An 18706-nucleotide genomic window follows, 5' to 3' on the forward strand; every position below is an offset into this window, starting at 1 on the left:
CCCCATCCCAGCCTTCCCCCAGAGGGGGAAGGAGCAAATTGCCTCAACGCACCATGCAAGGCTTCTTCGGATCGAACTTCCACCCCGGCACCAGGAACTGCATGCCCGCCGCGTCATCGCGCGCGCCCAGCCCATGCTGGCGGTACAGCGCGTTCGCCTTCTCCACTTCCGCCATGTCGATCTCGATCCCGAGCCCCGGCTTCTTCGGCACTTCGACGTAGCCCCCGCGGATCTCCAGCGGCGCCTTCGTCAACCGCTGCCCGTCCTGCCAGATCCAGTGCGTGTCGATGGCCGTCACCTTGCCTGGCGCCGCGGCGCCCACGTGCGTGAACATCGCCAGCGAAATGTCGAAATGATTGTTGGAGTGCGAACCCCAGGTGAGGCCCCAGTCGCGGCAGGTCTGCGCCACGCGCACCGAACCGGCCATGGTCCAGAAATGCGGGTCGGCCAAGGGGATGTCGACCGACTGCAGCGCGAGCGAATGCGCCAGCTGTCGCCAGTCGGTGGCGACCATGTTGGTGGCCGTCGGCAGTCCGGTGGCACGGCGGAACTCCGCCATCACCTCGCGGCCGGAGAAGCCCTCTTCGGCGCCGCAGGGGTCTTCGGCGTAGGCAACGACGCCCCGCATCTTTTCGCCCAGGCGGATCGCATCCTTCAACAGCCAGCCGCCGTTGGGATCCAGCGTCACTCGAGCCTGCGGAAAGCGCTCGTGCAACGCCTTCACCGCCTCGACCTCCTCGTCGCCGCGCAGCACGCCGCCCTTCAGCTTGAAGTCCTGGAAGCCGTAGCGCTTCTGCGCGGCTTCGGCCAGGCGCACGATGGCTTCCGGCGTCATCGCTTCCTCGTGGCGCAGGCGGAACCAGTCGTCCTGGGCTTCCGGCTCGCTGGTGTACGGCAGATCCGTCTTCTTGCGGTCGCCCACGTAGAACAGGTAGCCGAGCATCTGCACCGCGTCACGTTGCTGGCCTTCGCCGAGCAGCGCCGCAACCGGCACACCCAGGTGCTGGCCCTGCAGGTCGAGCAGAGCGGATTCGACGGCCGTCACCGCATGGATCGTGGTGCGCAGGTCGAAGGTCTGCTGCCCGCGTCCACCGGCGTCGCGGTCCGCGAACTTCGTGCGCATGGCATTCAGGATCGCCTGCAGGTGGCCGATCCCCTGGCCTTCGACCAGCGGGCGCGCGTCCTCCAGCGTCTGGCGGATCTTCTCGCCGCCCGGCACTTCGCCCAGGCCCGTGTGGCCGGCGTTGTCGGTGACGATGACGATGTTGCGGGTGAAGAAGGGCGCGTGCGCGCCGGAGAGATTGAGCAGCATGCCGTCGCGGCCCGCGACGGGAATGACACGCATGCTCTGGATGACAGGGCTGGACATGGAGTTCGGAGGAAAGGGAATCAGGTCACCGGCGCAGGATTGAACAGCACCAGGGCGTTGCGCAGCTTCCACTGCTCGGCCCAGGTCTTCTTGCGGCCGCTCGCGACTTCGAGCATCAGGCGGAACATCTCCCAGCCGACGTCTTCGACGCTGGCCTCGCCGTCGGCGATGCGGCCGGCGTTGATGTCCATCAGGTCGTGCCAGCGGCGCGCCAGGTCGCTGCGCGTGGCCACCTTGATCACCGGCACTTCGGCCAGGCCGTAGGGCGTGCCGCGGCCGGTGGTGAACACATGCAGGTTCATGCCCGCGGCCAGCTGCAGCGTGCCGCAGATGAAGTCGCTGGCCGGCGTGGCGGCGTAGAACAGCCCCTTGTGCGGCAGCTTCTCGCCGGGCGAGAGCACCCCCGAGATGGTGGACGTTCCGGACTTGATGATCGAGCCCATCGCCTTCTCGACGATGTTGGACAGGCCGCCGGCCTTGTTGCCGGGCGTGGTGTTGGCGCTGCGGTCCACGCTGCCGCGCTGCAGGTATTCGTCGTACCAGGCCATCTCGCGCACGATCGCCTGGGCGACCTCCGGTGTCGCCGCGCGCGAGGTCAGCTGCGCGACGCCGTCGCGCACTTCGGTGGTTTCCGAGAACATCACGGTGGCACCGGCGCGCACCAGCAGGTCGGTGCAGAAGCCGACAGCCGGATTGGCGGTGACGCCGGAGAACGCATCGCTGCCGCCGCATTGCACGCCCACCACCAGCTCGCTCGCGGGCACGGTCACACGGCGGCGCGCGTCCAGGCGCTTCAGGTGCACCTCGGCCTGGCGCAGGATGGAATCCACCATCGACATGAAGCCGACGTGCGCATCGTCCTGCAGGCAGACCACGTCGAGCGCCGGAGCGTCTTCGGCGCGCTGGTCCAGCACGGGAATGGAGCCGGGCGGTAGCAGGCGCTCGGGCTGCAGCTTCTCGCAGCCCAGGCTGACCACCATCACCTCGCCGCCGAAGTTCGGGTTCAGGCTGATGTTGCGCAGGGTGCGGATCGGGATCTTGGCGTCCGGCGCGTCGATGGCGACGCCGCAGCCGTAGCCGTGTTCCAGCGCCACCACGTCGTCGACGTTCGGGTAGCGCGGCAGCAGCTCCCGCTTGATGCGATCCACTGCGAATTCGGTGACGCCAGCCACGCATTGCACGGTCTGCGTGATGGCCAGGATGTTGCGCGTGCCGACGGAGCCATCGGCGTTGCGGTAGCCCTCGAAGGTGTAGCCTTCCAGGGGCTCGGCGGCCTTCGCCTTGACCGTTGCCATCGGCAGGTCTTCCAGGCCGCGCGCACCCGGCATGTGCAGCAGGCGCTCGTGCACCCAGCTGCCCGCGGGAATGTCCTTCTGCGCCCGCCCGATGACCACGTCGTAGCGGCGGATCTCGCCCCCCGCCGGGACGTCGACCAGCGCCACCTTGTGGCCCTGCGGCACGCGGTCCCGCAGCACCAGGCCGTCGTCGAAGGTGGTGCCCGCATCCAGCCCACCGTCGTTGGCCACGATGGCCACGTTGTCGGCGGGATGCATGGCGATGCGGCGCGGGCGGGCTGGCATGGCAGGTCCTCGAATGCTCAATCTGCGGTGATCTTACGAGCCTCGATGAGTTGCTTCCAGCGCGCGAACTCCGTCGCCTGGTAGCGGCCGAACTGCTCCGGCGTGTTGCCGACGATTTCGAAACCCTGGGCCAGCAGCTTGTCCTTGACGTCCGCGTCGTTCAGGACGGCCACGATCGCATCGCGCAGCTTGTTGCGGATGTCGGCCGGCAGGCCCTTGGGAGCCGCCACGGCTTGCCACGACTGCACTTCGGCGCCCTTGACGCCTTGCTCGGAGATGGTCGGCACGTCGGGCAGCAGCGGGCTGCGCTTCTCGGAAGCGATCCCCAGCGCGCGGACCTTGCCCGACTTGATGTGCTGGATGATGGCGTTGATGTTGACGAAGCCTGCATCCACCTGGCCGCCCAGCAGGTCATTGATGGCGGGAGCGCCGCCCTTGTAGGGAATGTGCAGGCCATCGGTGCCGCTTTGCTGCCACAGCAGTTCGGCGGAGAGGTGGTCGGACGAGCCGTTGCCGGCCGAGGCGAAGCTCACCTTGCCCGGCGTCTTCTTCAGTTGGGCGAGCAGGTCACCCAGGTTCTTGTGCGGCGAGCTCACCGGGACCACCAGCACGTTGGGCGCCTGCACGGCGACCGTGATCAGGTCGAAGTCCTTCAGCGCGTCGTACTGCACGCCCTTGATCAGGTGCGGTGCGATCACGAACGGGCCGAGCGACGAGACGAAGAGCGTGTAGCCGTCGGCGGGCGCGCGCTTGACGAACGCCGCGCCGATGGTGCCGGTCGCGCCGGCCTTGTTCTCGACCACGAAACTGCCGCCGCCCAGCTTCTCGGGCAGCTTCTGGGCGATCACGCGGCCGATGGAGTCCGTGGAGCCGCCCGGCGGGAACGGCACCACGATGGTCACGGGCTTGTCGACCGGCCAGGCGGCGAAGGCGCTGACGCTGGTGAGCGCCGCGGCAGCGAATGCGAGCAATGCTTTTTTCATGGATGTCTCCTTCGTGGGTTGCGAGGGGTTGCCCTACTGCGGGCCGAGCTTGCGGATCAGCGCCGCCAGTTCTTCCACTTCCTGCGGCTTCAGGTCCGAGATCGGCGGGCGCACCGGCCCTGCCGTCTTGCCCACCACGGTGGCGCCGGCCTTCACGATGCTCACCGCGTAGCCCTCGCCCTTGTTGCGGATAGCGAGATACGGCAGGAAGAACTCGTCGAGCAGCCGCCCGGTGGTCACCGTGTCGCCCGCCGCATAAGCGTTGTAGAACTCGATGGCCGTGCGCGGGATGAAGTTGAAGACCGCCGACGAATAGGTCGGCACGCCGAGCGCCTTGTACGCGTGGGCATAGACCTCGTGGGTGGGCATGCCGCCGATGTAGACGAAGCGGTCCCCCAACTTCTGGCGGATCGCCACGATGCGCTCGATGTCGCCCAGGCCGTCCTTGAAGCCGATCAGGTTGGGGCAGCGCTCGGCCAGCTTCACCAGCGATTCGGCCGACAGCTTGCAGGCACCGCGGTTGTAGACGATGACCCCGATCTTCACGCTCTTGCACACCGCCTCGACGTGGGCGACCAGGCCTTCCTGGGACGCTTCAGTGAGGTAGTGCGGCAGCAAGAGCACGCCCTGGGCGCCGTTGCGCTCGGCTTCCTGCGCGTACTGGATCGCCAAGGTGGTGCCGCCACCGGCGCCACCGACGATGGGCACGCGGCCGCGGCAGGTGTCGGCGGCGGTCTTGATCACCTGCGCGTATTCCTGCGGCGCCAGCGAAAAGAATTCGCCGGTGCCACCGGCGGCGAACAGCACGGTGGCGCCGTAGGGCATCAGCCATTCGAGGCGCGACACATAGCCGCGCGGCGCGAACTTCAGGTCGGCGTCGAAGTCGGTCAGGGGAAAGGAGAGGAGCCCGGACGTCAGGGCGGTCTTCAATTCATTGGGGGACATGGGTGCTTGTCGATGAGAGATAAGACATCATACAACTTGCGATAGGCCACTGCAACTCTGCAATGGCAGGGACGTAAATCGAAGGTATGAAGCTGCGCAAAAATGCTGCATCGCAACTTGGTTGTCGTACAACTAAGTCCTGACGCAACTGCGCAGGGCACCCAGCACGCGCCGGAAATCCCAATGACTGCGGCCGGTGGTGACGGTCACCAGTTCCAGGTCGGGCATCGCCAGGATGACCTGCCGGTTGAAGCCCACCGCCATGACGGCGTTGAACTCGGGCAAGCGCCACCACTGCTGGCCATAGCGGAAGTCGAGGTTCGCTGAAATGATCATCGGCACCCGCGACACCTGCAGCTGCGCCACCCATTCGCGGGGCAGCAGCTGCCGGTCTTCCCAGCGGCCTACCTGCTGCACCAGCAGGCCGATGCGGGCCATGTCGCGTGTCGTCATCTCCAGGCCGAAACCGCCGGCGGAGATCCCTTGGGGATCCTGGGGCCATTCCACGTCGGTGATGCCCAGTGGCTGGAACAGTTGCTGCCGCGCGTACGCCTCGGTGCTCATGCCGGTCGCGCGGGCCAGCACGGCAGACAGCAGGTGGCTGTTGCCGCTGTTGTAGTTGAAGGCCTGGCCTGGCGGCAGCGCCATGGGCCGGTCCAGGACGAACCGCACCCAGTCCCCACTCGCACGCATCTCGCGCAAGCTCACCGGCGGCAGGTCGTTGAGCGGCTCCTGCCAAGCCAGCCCGGACTGCATGTCGAGCAGGTGCTGCAGCGTCATCGTGCGCTTGGCCGCGTTCACGTTGGCGAAGGAACGGTCCGGAAAGTGATCGAGCACCGGCGTGTCGTTACCACCCAGCCGGCCCTGGGCCTGCGCCATGCCAAGCAGCGCCGCGACGATCCCTTTCGTTGCCGAGTTGATCCGGTGACGCATCTCCGCGCGGAATGGCTCGTAGTACGTTTCGAGCACGATGTGGCCGCGGCGCGCCACCAGCAGGCTGTCCATCTGCGCGGCACGTCCCAGCTCGGACAGGGCCTGCAACGCCGTGGCGTCCATGCCCTGTGACGCGGGTGGCGCTTCCGCCCACGCTCTGGTGGGCCAGGGCACGGATGCGGCTTCGACGCGAGCGGCAATCACGGCGGCCATGGCGACCACGGCGCTGCGGCGATTGGGATGGCGCATGGGGTTCACGCCCGCCATCCTAGCGCGGCCATACGGGTGCGGGGTCGACGTCGCGACGGTCGATGCCGAGACGCTCCTACAAATGCTGCCGCCAACGTCGCACCCAGCTCGGGCCGGAGCAGACCCATAGTCTGGACGAACTCACCGAGACAACATGCGACCCACTGCCCTCTTGTCAACGCTTCGCAATGCCCTGCTGCTCGGCGCGGCGCTGTCGCTGGCGCCGGCATTCGCCGCGCAGCCGCCCGGCAAGGGCGACTCGAAACCGAAGACGTCGGCCAGCGCCGCCAAGAAGGCACAAGCCAAGCCCAACTCCGGCAAGAAGCCGGTGAAGAAAGCGGCCGCCGGCAAGCAGGAGCCGCAGACGCCCGGTCCCCTCGCCGACTTCGGCAAGGCGACGGATGCTTCCCCCGACGTGGTCCACGTGGCCAACTGGGTCTCCCACACGCGCAACAACAAGAAGAAGGCCTTCGTCCTCATCGACAAGAAGGCGGCCCAGCTCTACGTGTTCGATCCACAGGGCAAGCTCAAGAGCAGCACGCCCATCCTGCTGGGCAAGGCCGTCGGTGACCACAGCGTGCCGGGCATCGGCAACAAGCCGTTCTCGCAGATCAAGGAAGATGAGAAGACCACGCCGGCCGGCCGCTTCCTGGTGCACCCAGGCAGGAACACGCGGGGCGAAGACATCCTCTGGATCGACTACAACGCCGCCGTTTCCATGCACCGCCTGCGCAAGGTGTCCGCCAAGGAGCAACGCGCGGACCGCATGGCCACACCGGAAGCCACGGACAACCGCATCTCCTATGGCTGCGTGAATGTGCCGCCGCGGTTCTACAACAGCGTCCTGAAGCCGACGGTGATGAAGCAGGGCGCGTTCGTCTACGTGTTGCCCGAGACGAAGACGCCGCAGCAGCAGTTCGGCTCGTTCGACGTCCCACGCACGGCGGGCGCCGCTAGAACTTCTCGCCCGGCGTGAGGTAGCGCCACTGGCCCGGCGGCAGACCCGCCATGGGCACGCGCCCGATCCGGATGCGCTTGAGCGCCTTGAGCTTCAGGCCCACCTGCGTGCACATCCACGGGACCATGTCGGGTGCGATGCCCTTGACGGCGAAGCGCAGGCGGGCTTCGCTCTGCCAGCTCACCCGCGCAGGCGGCAGGGCCTGACCCTCGAACACCAATCCCCCGCACAGCCGCTCGAGTCCGTTCGCCGCGATGGTGCCGGTGACTTCCGCGACCAGCTCCTGCTCGATCACGTTCGCATCTTCGTGAAGTTTGCGGATGATCCGGCCGTCCTGGCTGAAGACGCAGAGGCCGCTGGCCGGCACCGGAAGCGCAAGCAGGGGAACGACCCCGACGGCGTGGCTCTTGACGCGGCGGATGCCAGAGACGTCACCTACCCAATGCGTCGCCACGGCGATCAGCGCCTGGGCGTCCGCCACACCCATTCCGGCGGGCTTGTGCACCAGCATCGTCGCGGGTGCCGCGGCCTGCAGCCGGGCCTTGGGGTCGACCTCGACCAGTTCCGTGCCCACACGATGCTGCGGCTCCTCCACGAGCTGGCCGGCGACGCGCACCCACCCTTCGGTGATGTACTGCTCCGCTTCGCGGCGCGAGCACGGCACCAGGGCCGCGACCACCTTGGAGAGGCGCCTGGTCTCCGCTTCAGACACGCTGCGCGACCGTGAAATGGATCAAGGAGTTCTCCAATGCCGATCGATTGTGGCAGAGGAAAGCGCCCAGGCGACAATCCGCGCATGGCCCAAGGCAAACGGATCTCGGCGGATATCGACGGCGGCGCGCTGCAGCAGATCAAGGCGCTGGGTGCGGCCGCCCGCCTGGCACGCACCAAGGCCCGCGAGGGGCAGGTCGCCGCGGGCGCCCGGCTGGGCGTCCATGTCCAGACGATCGCGCGCATCGAGTCTGGCGAGCCCGGCGTCGCCATCGGGCACGTGCTGGGGATGCTGGCCCTCTACGGCGTCACCGTGCGCCCGGTCGAGCCGGAAGGTGGGCACCTCCCGGCTGAGCCATCAGCTGGAGCGCCTTGACTACTTTCCCCAGTTGCTCCAGCGCACCGCCAGCCCGAGCGTCAGCGCATAGGCGGCGAAGCTCACCGCCACGACGCTGAACAGCGCGGTGGCGGACGCTCCCGCCACGTGGACGCACACCCAGCCGCCAATGGCGACGATCACCAGCCGCGTCGTGCTGGCCGCGAGCGGCCACATCATGCGGCCCGCGCCTTGCGACGCGAAGAACAGCGCCAGCCCCAGCCCGAAGAAGCCGTAGCAGCCGCCGACAACGCGCAGGTAAGCGCTGCCGGCTTCGCGCACGGCGTCGTCGGTGGTGAACAGCGACATCCAGGCGCCTGGCCACAGGGCCGCCGCCACCCCGATCACCCCCGTGACCCCGAAGACGATGCCGGCGCCCGCCCAGGTGATCTGCTTGGCGCGTTCCGCCTGGCCCGCGCCCATGTTGGTGGCGACCATGGCCGTGAGCGCGCTGCCAAAACCGAAAGCGATCGGCACCAGGATGTACTCCAGCCGGGCGGCGACGCCATACCCGGCGACGGCGATGGTTCCGAAGGTTCCCATGTAGGCCGTCGACGCGGCGATGGACGCGTTGCTGATCACGGGGTTCAGGGAGGCCGGCAGGCCCACGCGCAGGATCGCGCGGAACAGCGGCGCGCTGAGGCGCCAACTGCGCATCAGGTTCACGGCCCCGGCCGGGCGCACCAGCCAGGCGCCGATGCCCAGGCTGGCCACGGCATTCGCGATGACCAGGCTGGCCGCGGCGCCGCCGGCGCCCATGGCCGGCACCGGACCCCAGCCGAACACCAGCAGGGGGCACAGCACCAGGTGCAGGGCCGCGGTGCCCAGGATCGCCAGGGCCGCCAGCAGCATGTTGCCGGTCGCCCGCACGATGGACGCCAGCACGTTGGCCAGCCAGATCACGGCGATGCCGCCGAAGAAGATCGAGGAATACGCGGTGGCGTCCGCCAGGGCGCCGCCGCGGCCGCCCATCGCCTGGAACAGGCGGTGGCCAAAAACCGCCTCCGTCACCGTGAAGAACGCCGCCGCGGCGAGCGCGATCATCAGTGCATGCTGCGCGAGCCGGCTTGCCTGCTCGCTGTCGCCGGCGCCGAGTGCGCGCGCCACGGCCGCGGTGGTCGCGCCGCCGAGACCGCCGGCCGACATCTGCATCATCAGCATCGACAGCGGCAGCACCAGCGCCACGCCGGCCAGCGCGTCGGCGCCGAGACGGCCGAGGATGAAGCCGTCGTAGCCGATCATAATGGTCATGGCGAACAGGCCGACGATGTTCGGGGTGGCCAGGCGCAGCAGCGTGGGAAGCACGGGCCCGCTCAGCATCCGCTGGGTGGGCGAGAGGACGGCGGCGGTGCTCACGCGGCAGCCAGGTAGGCGCTCTGCGCGCTGGCGAGCGAAGCCTTCACTTGCCGCGTGACGTCGTCGGCCAGCACTTCCTCCTGGCCCGCTTCCACAGCATCCAGGGCTTGCCGCACCACGGATTCGGGCGTGGACTTCGGCATGTCGATGCCGCGCGTGAGGTCGGTGTCGACGAAGCCCATGTGCAGGCCAGTCACCAGCGTGCCTTGCGCGCGGAGTTCGTGGCGCAGGCCATTGGTCAGGGCCCAGGCCGCGGACTTGGTGGAGCCGTAGACGCCGAGCAGTGGCCGGTTGAGCCAGCTGGCGATGGACAGCACGTTCAGGATCGCGCCACCGCCGTTGCGCGCCAGCACCGGCGCGAAGGCCTGGGCCATGCGCAACGGGCCGAAGAAATTCGTCTCGAACTGCCTGCGGGCGGACTCCAGCGTCGGGTCCGCCAGGAAGCCACCGGGCGCTGCGATGCCCGCGTTGTTGATCAGCAAGGTCACGTCGCCGCAATGCGCGGCGGCCCGGGCCACCTGGTCGGCGTCCGTCACATCCAGCCGGATGGCCTCGACGCCTTCCAGCCGCACGGTGGCGGGGTCGCGCGCCGCCGCGTAGACCTTGCGCGCCCCCCGGGCCAGCGCTTCGCGCGCGAAAGCGAGCCCGATGCCGCGGTTGGCGCCGGTGATGAGGACGACGGCATTCTTGAGTTGCATGGTGGCTCCAGTATCTATGACGGCCGTCATATTTTTGTGTGCGAACGAAGGCAGCGAAGTGCTGGGCGAAGATTCAGGAGGCCGGCGCCTCGAACTGCGCGAGCAGCGACTCGCGCGAGGCGGCGAGCAGGGCGCGGCCCTGCGCGTTGTCACCCACGGTGCGGGCGAGCTGCAGCGCGCCCACGAGCTGGCTGGCGATGATGGCGGGTGATTCCTTGGCGCTGCCGGGAGGCAGCACGGAGGCGACGCCGGCCAACAGGGCCTTCACCCGGTCCACGGCCGCGGCGCGCAGTTCCGGCGCCTGCCGCGGCATCTCGGAGGCGAGGGCCGCCACGGGGCAGCCGCCCTCCGGTGCTTCGAGGTGGCGGTCCGCCAGGTAATTCTCGACGAAGGCACGCAGCGGGCTGGACCCTTTGGCCATGCCGCTGTGCACGGCCTCCCGCATGCGCTCACGGCTCTCGGCGCCGGCGCGTTCCAGCGCCTCGGCCAGCAGAGCCTCGCGTGACGCGAAGTGCGCGTAGAAGCCGCCGTGGGTCAAGCCGCACTGCTTCATGATGTCCGCGACACCGACGCCATGGAAGCCGGTGGCGCGGATGGCGCGCGCCGCGGTGTCGACGATGCGATCGTGGGTGAGCTGCTTGCGGGTCGGTTGCAGGTCCATGGGCCGGATTCTGGACTTTTATGATGGCCGTCATATTTGGAGGGGCTTTCTCGACCCGGCAGGGGCGCGAGAATCCGGGCCATGCCTTCTTCGCTGTTCCGCCTGGCCCTGGTGCTGGGCCTCATCTCGGCCGTCGGGCCGTTCGCCATCGACATGTACCTGCCGGCGCTGCCCACCATCGGGCAGACGCTGGGTGCTTCGCCCGGCGCGGTGCAGGCGAGCCTGATCGCCTTCTTCGTGTCGCTCGGGGTCGGGCAGGTGATCTACGGCCCGGTCTCCGACATGGTGGGCCGCAAGCCGCCGTTGTATTTCGGCCTGTTGCTGTTTGCCGCGGGCAGCGTGGGCTGTGCGCTGGCGCCGGACATCGGCACCTTGATCGCCCTGCGCTTCGTGCAGGGTCTCGGCGCCTGCGCCGGCATGGTGGTGCCGCGCGCGATCGTGCGCGACCTGCACACGGGCAACGAGGCCGCGCGGCTGATGTCGCTGCTGATGCTGGTGTTCAGCGTGTCGCCGATCCTGGCGCCGCTGGCGGGCAGCCTGCTGATCGAAGTGGCCGGCTGGCGCGCGGTGTTCTGGGCGGTGACGCTGGCCTCTGGCTTGTCGCTGGTGATGCTGTTCACGAGCCTGCCGGAAACGCGGCCGCCCGAAGAGCGCGTGGGCAGCAGTGTCGCCAGCGCCCTGGCCGGCTACGGGGTATTGTTGCAGGACCGTTACTTCCTGGGACTCTCGCTGATCGGCGGTTTCGGCGTGGCGAGCTTCTTCGCCTACCTCGCCAATTCTTCTTTCGTGCTGATCGACCACTACGGCCTGAGCACGCGCCAGTACGGGATCGCCTTCGCGGCCAACGCGGCGTCCTTCATCGGGGTCTCGCAGCTCACGGCGAAGCTGGGCACGCGCTTCGGCCTGGCCCCCATGGTCAAGGTGGCGGTGGCGCTGTATGCGGGCGTGATGGTGCTGGCGCTGGCCCTGAACCTGGCTGGCATCGACAGCCTGGCCGTGCTGCTGGGGATGCTGTTCGTCGGCTACGGCTTCCTCGGCCTCGTGGTGCCGGCCACGATGGTCCTGTCGATGGAAGCGCACGGCACCATCGCGGGCACCGCGTCGGCGCTGGGCGGCACGCTGCACTTCGCGGCCGGCATCGCGGTCATGGGTTTGCTCATTCCGTTCGCCAACGGCAATCCGACGCCGATGCTGTGGGGCATCGCAGGCAGCGCCATGCTTGCTTTCGTGCTCACCCGGCTCACGCTGCGGGGACCGCATGCCCCGCCGGCTGAGCCAGCCTGACCGGCTTTTCCGCCTGGGCAAAGAGGCCCTTGTCGGACGATGCGCGCGCGCCGGTTCCTACAACGTGCGTTGTGGGCCTCGCTGACGATGAACTCACCGAAGCGCAGTCAGACCTCCTACCGTCGCCTGCCAGTGCGCTCGTCGTCACGGAGAATTCTGATGAAAGCCGCAATCGCCCTCTGTACCGCGCTGGCCCTTGCGCCCGCGTTCGCCGAAGACCTGGTGGCCCGCGAGGGCAACGATTCGGTGCGTCTCGCCGACGCGCCGTGCCAGAACCAGGTGATCATGAAACTCGTCGAGCCGAGCACGCACGGCGAATACAAGGCCGCCTCGGCCACCGTGCAAGGCCAGAACTTCGTGGCCTGCTGGCGCGAGATGGGCAGTGTCGCCCATCTGGTCTATGAGGACGGCGACCAGGGGATCATCCCCATGGTGGAACTCAAGAAAGAGATTTCCGCCTGACGTTCACCTGGATTCCGGCGCGGGTTACCGCATGGTTTTGCCGTGCGCCCGGCCGGGGAATCGTCACTTGCGACGAGTTTGCTGCCATTGATGCGCACCCGAAGGTGCGCTCTTCATCTCCGGGTCAGCGATACCGCGAGTCGTTGGGATAGCGGTCGTACGCATTGGCGACACCGTCGGCGTCGTGGTCGTAGGATGGTGCGAGCGCGTAGTTGCCCGGAACGCTGCCATGCGGGATGGCCCGGCCGTATTGGTCGACGTATGTCGGCTGGCTGATCACGGTATGCCGGCCCGCCGTGTCGACCTGGACCTGGCGCCCGTAGGCGTCGGTGTAGACGTGCGTGATGGTCCCCGCGGGCCTCGGGTCGTACGGGACGCCGAAGATCCGGGAGAGGGTATTCCCCACGCCGTCGATCAGGTCGGCCTGCGCAACGCCGCCGAACGTGCAAGCGGCCACTGCGGCCGCGGTCACTGCGAACTTCTTCATGAGCTACTCCTTGCGCGGAAAACTCCGCTTCCAGTGATTGCATCGTGAAGAGGGTTCGTGAGGGAGCGGCCTGGTGGCCGTTGACACGTGCGGGCAGTCCTGCGCGGCTGTAGGGCTGCGCTGGTCATCACTGCGCGGACATCGTGCCAACAAGGCCGGGACTGACACGTGAGGCAGGCGTGGCGCACAATCCTGCGCCATGCAGCGCGAGACCCCGCCAGACCGCCGGACCGCCAGGAGCGAGCTGACGGCCGCCGCGCGCGATACCGCGGTGTTCCTGCAGCCGCGCGATCGCATTCATGAGCTGGTGGATGCCTGGCTGCGCGCTTTGCCGGCGCGGCCCGCACAGGCCGTCGTGCTGGCCCAGCATGCCAGCGCGATCGAGGCCGCCTGGGCCCGCGGCAAACGTGCACCGCCCAGCCTGAATTTCACGCCGAAGGAAGTCGGGCTGCTGGACAAGCCCTTCTCCCTGGCACGCATCGAAACCAACGTCCTCGCGAAGATGAACGCCGACGGCCGCGTGCCCCAGCGCACGGTGCTGGTGGTGGACATGGACTGGTTGCTGGGCGCCGCCTCGGCCATGGCGAACGGCGCGCTCTGGAGCACGATGATCGAAGGCATGCTGAAGCTCGGCGTGCTGGGCTGCCTGTCGCTGTACCACCGGCGGCACCTGCCCGAGCGTGACCTGCTCGCCGGACTGCACGCGCACACCGCCGTCCTGGCGGCCGACGGCTGCCGCATCAATCCCTACAAGTTGCCGCCGGAAGCCAGCGTCAACCCGGGCAGCGCGTACTCGGCGCAGATGCGCGTGGACCACTGGCTCGGCCACCTCAGTCCCGCGCTGCTGCCGGATCGCAGCGATGCACCACGCGGCGTCGAACCGCTGGAAGCGCCGTTGTCCGGCGGCGAGATGCACGAGATGCTGCGCGGTGGTGCTTCGGACATCGACGATGCGCCGCCGGTGTCCTCCACCGAACGCTGGAAGGTGCGCTGCCTGGGCAACATGCGCGCCTACCGCAGCGACGGCCAACCCATCCTGTGGCACCGCGAAGACCGCCCCGGCAAAGCCGGCTCCACGCGCAAGCTGCGCGGCCTGTTCGCGATGCTGCTGCTCGCGGCCGACCGCGGCGCGACGGCCGCTGAACTGATCGAGGTGTTGTGGCCGGATGCCAGCACGCCCGAGCTCGCGCTGAATCGCCTGCACCACACCGTGAACGAACTGCGGCGCTGCCTGCTGCCGCCCGTGGCCGGCGAGGAACGCGTCGCCCCGCGACAGCACCCCTACCTGGTGCGGCACGACCAGCGCTATTTCCTTCGCTTGCCGCCGAATTCGTGGATCGACGTGGAGGAGTTTCCGCAGCTGTGCCGCCAGGGCGGCGACCTGCTGCGTGACGGCCGCTTGCGCGAAGCGCTGATCTGTTTCGAATCGGCGTTGAAGCTCTACACCGGCGATCTGTTCGCCGATCTGCCGGCCAGCCTGACCGATGGCGCCGACGCGGACTGGTGCGCGAGCACGCGCGCGTGGCTGCGCGAGTTGTGCCTGAAGGTGCACGCCGATTGCGCGCGCAGCCACCGCGAGCTGGGCAACCTGCTGCAAGCCGCGGCGCACTGCCACACGCTGCTCAAGCAGGAGCCGGCGAGCAGCTTCGCGCACTCTGAACTGATGCGGCTGCACGCGATGCAAGGCCGGCGTGAGGCGCTCGACCGGCAGTTCCAGTTGTATCGCCAGACCATGCTGGCCGCGAGCCACGCGAAGGCCGCCGCGTTGCCGCTGATGGACCTCTACGTCGAGTTGATGGAATCGCTGGCCCCCGTGAAAACCCCAAGAAGCGCGAGGGCCTGAGCGCCGCAAAACCACAGAAAAACCAAAGTCCGGCGCATACGATGCGACTCATTCGAAGCAAGCCAAAGGGCTTCCAATGACGGCTCCCCACACGGTCGAATTCAGCGCGGCGACACCGGACGACGAGACCCGCCTCGGCGGCAAATGCGCGTCGCTGGTGCGCATGGTGCGCAGCGGTGCGCCGGTGCCGCCGGGGTTCGCGGTGACCACCGCCGCCTGGAACGCGATGCTGGGGCAAGGGGGATTGGCGCGACGCATCGCCGCCGCCGTCGAAGGGCTGCAGCCCGGTGATGTCGCGGGCCAGCAAGCCGCGGCCGAATGCATCGCGAAACTCTTTGCCGGCGAGCCCCTGCCCGCTGAAGTGGCCGCGGCGGTCACCTGCGCCTACGAAACCCTGTGCCGTATGGAAGGCGCCGACGGTGACTTGCCGGTCGCGGTGCGCAGTTCAGCCACCGCCGAAGACCTGCCAGACGCCAGCTTCGCCGGCCAGCAGGACACCTACCTCTGGGTCGTCGGTGTCGATGACGTGCTGCGGCGCGTGCGCGATTGCTGGGCCAGCCTCTACACGGCGCGCGCCATCGGCTATCGCGCCGACCGCGGCATCGCGCACGCCGGCGTGCAGATGGCCGTGGGCGTGCAGAAGATGGTCGACGCTCGCGTTGCCGGGGTCGCGATGACGCTGGATCCGCTCAACGGTGACCGCACGCGCATCGCCATCGACGCTTCGTGGGGGCTGGGCGAAACCGTGGTGTCGGGTGACGTCACGCCCGACCATTTCGTCGTCGACAAGGTGCTGCGCCAAGTGGTCAGCCGCACGATCTCGTCGAAGGCCGTGGAGGTGGTGGCCGATCGCGCGTCTCGCTGCACCGTGCACCGCGACGTGCCGGCCGACCGCCGCGAAGCTCCCTGCCTGGACGATCAACAGATCCAGGCCGTCGCCTCCATGGCGCGCCAGCTGGAGAAGCAGTTCGGCGGGCCGCAGGACATCGAATGGGCCTTCGAGGACACCCCAGGGCAGCCTTGTGGCCGCCTCATGTTGCTGCAGTGCCGGCCCGAGACCGTCTGGTCGCAGCGCAAGCCCGGGGTGGCCCACGCATCCGCCGGCCTGAGCGGCCTGGTCGCCAACCTGCTGACGCCCGTCCGCATCCAGGCCTGAACGCCCTTCCCACGCACCAGACACCCAGGAGACGACCATGACCCAGGCCAAATTCCCCAGCCCGTACGAGCTGCCCGCGCCCGCCGGCGCCGAAGACTGGCGCAGCATGTACCCCTACTACATGACCTTCCGCGACGACCTGCGCGCGGAGGAGGAGGGCAAGTTCTGGTTCTGCGATTCGCAGCACTGGCCGCAGCCCTTCCGCCCGTTCGAGTCGCTCACGGTGGAGTTCGCGGTCAAGGCCCTGGGGCAGTACAACACGCGGCACTACATGGTGCCGCCGGCCAACGGCGTGGAGGCGCGCTTCCACAACGGCTACTGCTACCTGAGCCCGGTGGCGGCGCCGCCCGAGGACATCCCGAAGCGCGTGGAACTCTTCATGCAGCGCGCCGGCTACTACTTCGGCAACTGGGACCGCCTGATCGAGAACTGGCGCAAGAAGGTGCTGGCCTGCATCGGCGAAATGGAGGCGGTGCGCTTCGATCCGCTGCCCGAGATGGTGCCGATGGAATGGATCGAGTCCGGGGCCGGCATCGACAACACCGTGCCGCTGCTCGACGCGTACGACAAGGCCATCTCGCTGTGCTACCGCACCTGGAACTACCACTTCGAATTCCTCAACCTGGGTTACGCGGCGTATCTCGACTTCTTCATGTTCTGCAAGCAGAACTTCCCTTCGATCTCCGACCTGCTGATCGCCAAGATGGTCCAGGGCGTCAACGTCGACCTGTTCCGGCCCGACGACGAGCTGAAGAAGCTGGCGCACCTGGCGGTGGAGCTCGACCTGGCCAACGCGTTCGCCAACCCGGCCGACGTCGCGGCGACGCTGGCCCGCGTGGCCGCGCGCCCGGGTGGCGAGCGCTGGCTGGCTGCCTGGAAGGGCGCGCAGGACCCGTGGTTCAACTTCACTTCGGGCAACGGCTTCTACGCCGACGACAAGTACTGGTGCGAGCACCTCGACATCCCGCTGGGCTACGTCGCCGACTACATCGTGCGCATCCAGAAGGGGGAGAACATCGAGCGTCCGGTGGCCGCCCTGCAGGCCGAACGCGAGCGTGTCACCCAGGAGGTGCGTGAGCTGCTCGATGGCGAGGCGCTGGCCACCTTCGAAGGCAAGCTGGGCCTGGCGCGCACCGTGTTCCCGTACGTGGAGGACCACAACTTCTACATCGAGCATTGGTCCATGGGCGTGTTCTGGCGCAAGATGCGCGAACTGTCGGTGCTGTTGCAACAGGCCGGCTTCTGGACCGATGCGAACGACATGTTCTACCTGGGCCGCAACGAAGTGCGCGACGTGCTGGCCGACCACTGCATGTCCTGGGGCGTCGGTGCCAAGCCGATCGGCCGCAAGCACCTCGACCCGCTGATCGCCGCGCGCAAGAAGACGATGGCGGCACTGGCGACGCAGCCACCCAAGCCGGCGCTGAACACGCCGCCCGAAGTGATCACGGAGCCGTTCACCATCATGCTGTGGGGCATCACCAGCGAAAGCATCGGTGCCTGGCTGGGCCGCGGCAGCGGCGAGAACAAGTTGAAGGGCATGGCCGCCTCGCCGGGCCTGGTCGAAGGGCTGGCTCGCGTGATCCGCAGCGCGGACCAACTGAGCGAAGTGCAGCCTGGCGAGATCCTGGTGGCACCCGTCACCGCGCCGAGCTGGGCCCCGGTGTTCGGCAAGATCGCTGCCACGGTCACGGACATCGGCGGCATGATGAGCCACGCCTCCATCGTCTGTCGCGAGTACGGGCTGCCCGCCGTCACCGGCACCGGCAACGCCAGCAGCGTGATCAAGACCGGCCAGCGCCTGCGGGTGGATGGCAACACGGGCACGGTCGAAGTGCTGGCCGAAGCCTGAATGCAGACGATGCGCGACGCCAAGCCCGCCACCCAGATCGATTTCCGCGGCCGCACGGTGCTGGTCACCGGCGCGGCCGGCGGGCTGGGCCGGGCGTTTGCCGGCGCCTTCGCGGCGGCGGGTGCCGATGTGGTGTTGGCCGACATTGCGGCGGACGCCGTGCGCGAGGCGGCGCAAGACCTGGCCAGAGAGTTTCGCGAGCAGCGCATCAGCGGATTGGCGGTCGACGTCACACAGCAGGCCTCCTGCGACGCGCTGGCGCGGCAGGCCGCCGATCTCGCACCGGAGCGCAGCCGCATCGACGTGCTGGTCAACAACGCAGCCATCTATGCGACGCTGACCCGCGCCGGTTTCCACGAATTGGACATCGATGAGTGGGACCGCGTGATGGCGGTCAACCTCAAGGGCCCCTTCCTGATGGCACGTGCCGTGCGGCCTTGGATGCTGCAGGCCGGCGGGTCCATCGTGAACGTCGCCTCGGCCACCGTATTGAGTGGAACGCCGCTCTGGGCCCACTACATCGCCAGCAAGGCCGGCGTGATCGGCCTCACTCGGTCGATGGCGAACGAGTTGGGGCCGCACGGCATCACCGTCAACGCGCTGGCGCCCGGCATCACCTTGACCGGGGCCAGCCTGGGCCTGCTGCCCGACGCCGCCGGCTACGGCGCCACGCGCGGCGCGATCCGCCGCGCGGCGAACGCCGACGACATCGTCGGCGCCGCGCTCTACCTGGCATCGCCCCTGGCCGCCTTCATGACCGGGCAGACCCTGGTGGTCGACGGCGGCAAGCAATTCATCTGAAC

At 68.3% G+C, this 18706-nt stretch carries 18 protein-coding genes; 8 read left to right on the forward strand and 10 right to left on the reverse strand.

The genetic code is table 11. The annotated features are described in order from the left end of the window. Positions 1-43: 43 nt before the first annotated feature. From gudD to FN976_RS00925, 5 genes are all read right to left on the reverse strand, one after another. Positions 44-1369 (reverse strand): glucarate dehydratase, encoded by a 1326-nt coding sequence (gene gudD, locus FN976_RS00905; protein ID WP_145890051.1) that lies wholly within the window; start codon positions 1367-1369, stop codon positions 44-46. A 20-nt stretch (positions 1370-1389) separates the two neighbouring features. Beyond that, positions 1390-2949 (reverse strand): galactarate dehydratase, encoded by a 1560-nt coding sequence (gene garD, locus FN976_RS00910; RefSeq protein ID WP_145890053.1) that lies wholly within the window; start codon positions 2947-2949, stop codon positions 1390-1392. Positions 2950-2966: 17 nt separating this feature from the next. Next, positions 2967-3932 carry a Bug family tripartite tricarboxylate transporter substrate binding protein gene (locus FN976_RS00915; RefSeq protein ID WP_145890055.1) on the reverse strand — a complete coding sequence of 322 codons (966 nt, stop codon included), beginning with the start codon at positions 3930-3932 and terminating at the stop codon, positions 2967-2969. A 33-nt stretch (positions 3933-3965) separates the two neighbouring features. Continuing rightward, positions 3966-4877 (reverse strand): 5-dehydro-4-deoxyglucarate dehydratase, encoded by a 912-nt coding sequence (gene kdgD, locus FN976_RS00920; protein WP_145890057.1) that lies wholly within the window; start codon positions 4875-4877, stop codon positions 3966-3968. A gap of 132 nt (positions 4878-5009) precedes the next feature. Further along, entirely contained in the window at positions 5010-6059 is a 1050-nt protein-coding gene (locus FN976_RS00925) for a serine hydrolase domain-containing protein (RefSeq protein ID WP_255440074.1), read from the reverse strand. 172 nt (positions 6060-6231) lie between these two features. Between FN976_RS00925 and FN976_RS00930 the strand changes: the two genes are divergently transcribed. Beyond that, on the forward strand, positions 6232-7035 hold the full coding sequence (locus tag FN976_RS00930) for a L,D-transpeptidase (protein WP_145890061.1): 804 nt from the start codon (positions 6232-6234) through the stop codon (positions 7033-7035). Here the strand turns inward: FN976_RS00930 and FN976_RS00935 are convergent. Then, positions 7013-7729: an RNA pseudouridine synthase gene (locus FN976_RS00935; RefSeq protein ID WP_145890063.1), complete on the reverse strand. Its 717-nt coding sequence runs from the start codon at positions 7727-7729 to the stop codon at positions 7013-7015. The two genes, FN976_RS00930 and FN976_RS00935, sit on opposite strands and share 23 nt — an antisense overlap. 84 nt (positions 7730-7813) lie before the next feature. Between FN976_RS00935 and FN976_RS00940 the strand changes: the two genes are divergently transcribed. Further along, positions 7814-8104: a helix-turn-helix domain-containing protein gene (locus FN976_RS00940; protein ID WP_145890065.1), complete on the forward strand. Its 291-nt coding sequence runs from the start codon at positions 7814-7816 to the stop codon at positions 8102-8104. Here the strand turns inward: FN976_RS00940 and FN976_RS00945 are convergent, their stop codons facing one another. The 3 genes from FN976_RS00945 to FN976_RS00955 form a co-directional block, all read right to left on the reverse strand. Then, the gene (locus tag FN976_RS00945; protein ID WP_145890067.1) at positions 8105-9460 is read right to left on the reverse strand and encodes an MATE family efflux transporter; all 1356 of its coding nucleotides are present in this window, start codon (positions 9458-9460) and stop codon (positions 8105-8107) included. Next, positions 9457-10158 (reverse strand): SDR family oxidoreductase, encoded by a 702-nt coding sequence (locus FN976_RS00950; protein WP_145890069.1) that lies wholly within the window; start codon positions 10156-10158, stop codon positions 9457-9459. Before FN976_RS00950 ends, FN976_RS00945 begins: the two co-directional genes overlap by 4 nt. 73 nt (positions 10159-10231) lie before the next feature. Next, on the reverse strand, positions 10232-10819 hold the full coding sequence (locus FN976_RS00955) for a TetR/AcrR family transcriptional regulator (RefSeq protein WP_145890071.1): 588 nt from the start codon (positions 10817-10819) through the stop codon (positions 10232-10234). An 81-nt stretch (positions 10820-10900) separates the two neighbouring features. Here FN976_RS00955 and FN976_RS00960 point away from each other — a divergent pair, with 81 nt between their 5' ends. Further along, positions 10901-12103, forward strand: a complete 1203-nt coding sequence (locus tag FN976_RS00960; RefSeq protein ID WP_145890074.1) for a multidrug effflux MFS transporter — start codon at positions 10901-10903, stop codon at positions 12101-12103. 159 nt (positions 12104-12262) lie between these two features. Continuing rightward, positions 12263-12565, forward strand: a complete 303-nt coding sequence (locus tag FN976_RS00965; RefSeq protein WP_145890076.1) for a hypothetical protein — start codon at positions 12263-12265, stop codon at positions 12563-12565. Positions 12566-12689: 124 nt separating this feature from the next. Here FN976_RS00965 and FN976_RS00970 read toward each other — a convergent pair whose 3' ends face one another. Beyond that, a complete protein-coding gene (locus FN976_RS00970) occupies positions 12690-13052 on the reverse strand; it encodes a hypothetical protein (RefSeq protein ID WP_145890078.1) in 363 nt (120 codons plus the stop codon). Positions 13053-13251: 199 nt separating this feature from the next. Between FN976_RS00970 and FN976_RS00975 the strand changes: the two genes are divergently transcribed. The 4 genes from FN976_RS00975 to FN976_RS00990 all read left to right on the forward strand — a co-directional run bounded on the left by FN976_RS00975 (position 13252) and on the right by FN976_RS00990 (position 18704). Continuing rightward, the gene (locus tag FN976_RS00975; RefSeq protein ID WP_145890080.1) at positions 13252-14895 is read left to right on the forward strand and encodes an AfsR/SARP family transcriptional regulator; all 1644 of its coding nucleotides are present in this window, start codon (positions 13252-13254) and stop codon (positions 14893-14895) included. Positions 14896-14971: 76 nt separating this feature from the next. After that, entirely contained in the window at positions 14972-16051 is a 1080-nt protein-coding gene (locus tag FN976_RS00980; RefSeq protein WP_145890083.1) for a PEP/pyruvate-binding domain-containing protein, read from the forward strand. 37 nt (positions 16052-16088) lie between these two features. Further along, entirely contained in the window at positions 16089-17903 is a 1815-nt protein-coding gene (locus FN976_RS00985) for a PEP-utilizing enzyme (RefSeq protein WP_145890085.1), read from the forward strand. After that, positions 17904-18704: an SDR family NAD(P)-dependent oxidoreductase gene (locus tag FN976_RS00990; RefSeq protein WP_222432755.1), complete on the forward strand. Its 801-nt coding sequence runs from the start codon at positions 17904-17906 to the stop codon at positions 18702-18704. Positions 18705-18706: the final 2 nt, after the last annotated feature.

It is taken from the genome of Caenimonas sedimenti (genome assembly GCF_007833165.1).
GTDB classification, from domain to species: Bacteria; Pseudomonadota; Gammaproteobacteria; order Burkholderiales; family Burkholderiaceae_C; genus Ramlibacter; species Ramlibacter sedimenti.

What these genes read in the sequence shown, in the direction of transcription:
- FN976_RS00980 (WP_145890083.1), top strand. Translation starts at nt 14,972, where the DNA reads ATGACGGCTCCCCACACGGTCGAATTCAGCGCGGCGACACCGGACGAC.
- FN976_RS00985 (WP_145890085.1), top strand. Translation starts at nt 16,089, where the DNA reads ATGACCCAGGCCAAATTCCCCAGCCCGTACGAGCTGCCCGCGCCCGCC.
- gudD (WP_145890051.1), bottom strand. Translation starts at nt 1,369, where the DNA reads ATGTCCAGCCCTGTCATCCAGAGCATGCGTGTCATTCCCGTCGCGGGC.
- FN976_RS00955 (WP_145890071.1), bottom strand. Translation starts at nt 10,819, where the DNA reads ATGGACCTGCAACCGACCCGCAAGCAGCTCACCCACGATCGCATCGTC.
- FN976_RS00950 (WP_145890069.1), bottom strand. Translation starts at nt 10,158, where the DNA reads ATGCAACTCAAGAATGCCGTCGTCCTCATCACCGGCGCCAACCGCGGC.
- kdgD (WP_145890057.1), bottom strand. Translation starts at nt 4,877, where the DNA reads ATGTCCCCCAATGAATTGAAGACCGCCCTGACGTCCGGGCTCCTCTCC.
- FN976_RS00925 (WP_255440074.1), bottom strand. Translation starts at nt 6,059, where the DNA reads ATGCGCCATCCCAATCGCCGCAGCGCCGTGGTCGCCATGGCCGCCGTG.
- garD (WP_145890053.1), bottom strand. Translation starts at nt 2,949, where the DNA reads ATGCCAGCCCGCCCGCGCCGCATCGCCATGCATCCCGCCGACAACGTG.
- FN976_RS00970 (WP_145890078.1), bottom strand. Translation starts at nt 13,052, where the DNA reads ATGAAGAAGTTCGCAGTGACCGCGGCCGCAGTGGCCGCTTGCACGTTC.
- FN976_RS00940 (WP_145890065.1), top strand. Translation starts at nt 7,814, where the DNA reads ATGGCCCAAGGCAAACGGATCTCGGCGGATATCGACGGCGGCGCGCTG.
- FN976_RS00975 (WP_145890080.1), top strand. Translation starts at nt 13,252, where the DNA reads ATGCAGCGCGAGACCCCGCCAGACCGCCGGACCGCCAGGAGCGAGCTG.
- FN976_RS00960 (WP_145890074.1), top strand. Translation starts at nt 10,901, where the DNA reads ATGCCTTCTTCGCTGTTCCGCCTGGCCCTGGTGCTGGGCCTCATCTCG.
- FN976_RS00915 (WP_145890055.1), bottom strand. Translation starts at nt 3,932, where the DNA reads ATGAAAAAAGCATTGCTCGCATTCGCTGCCGCGGCGCTCACCAGCGTC.
- FN976_RS00965 (WP_145890076.1), top strand. Translation starts at nt 12,263, where the DNA reads ATGAAAGCCGCAATCGCCCTCTGTACCGCGCTGGCCCTTGCGCCCGCG.
- FN976_RS00990 (WP_222432755.1), top strand. Translation starts at nt 17,904, where the DNA reads ATGCAGACGATGCGCGACGCCAAGCCCGCCACCCAGATCGATTTCCGC.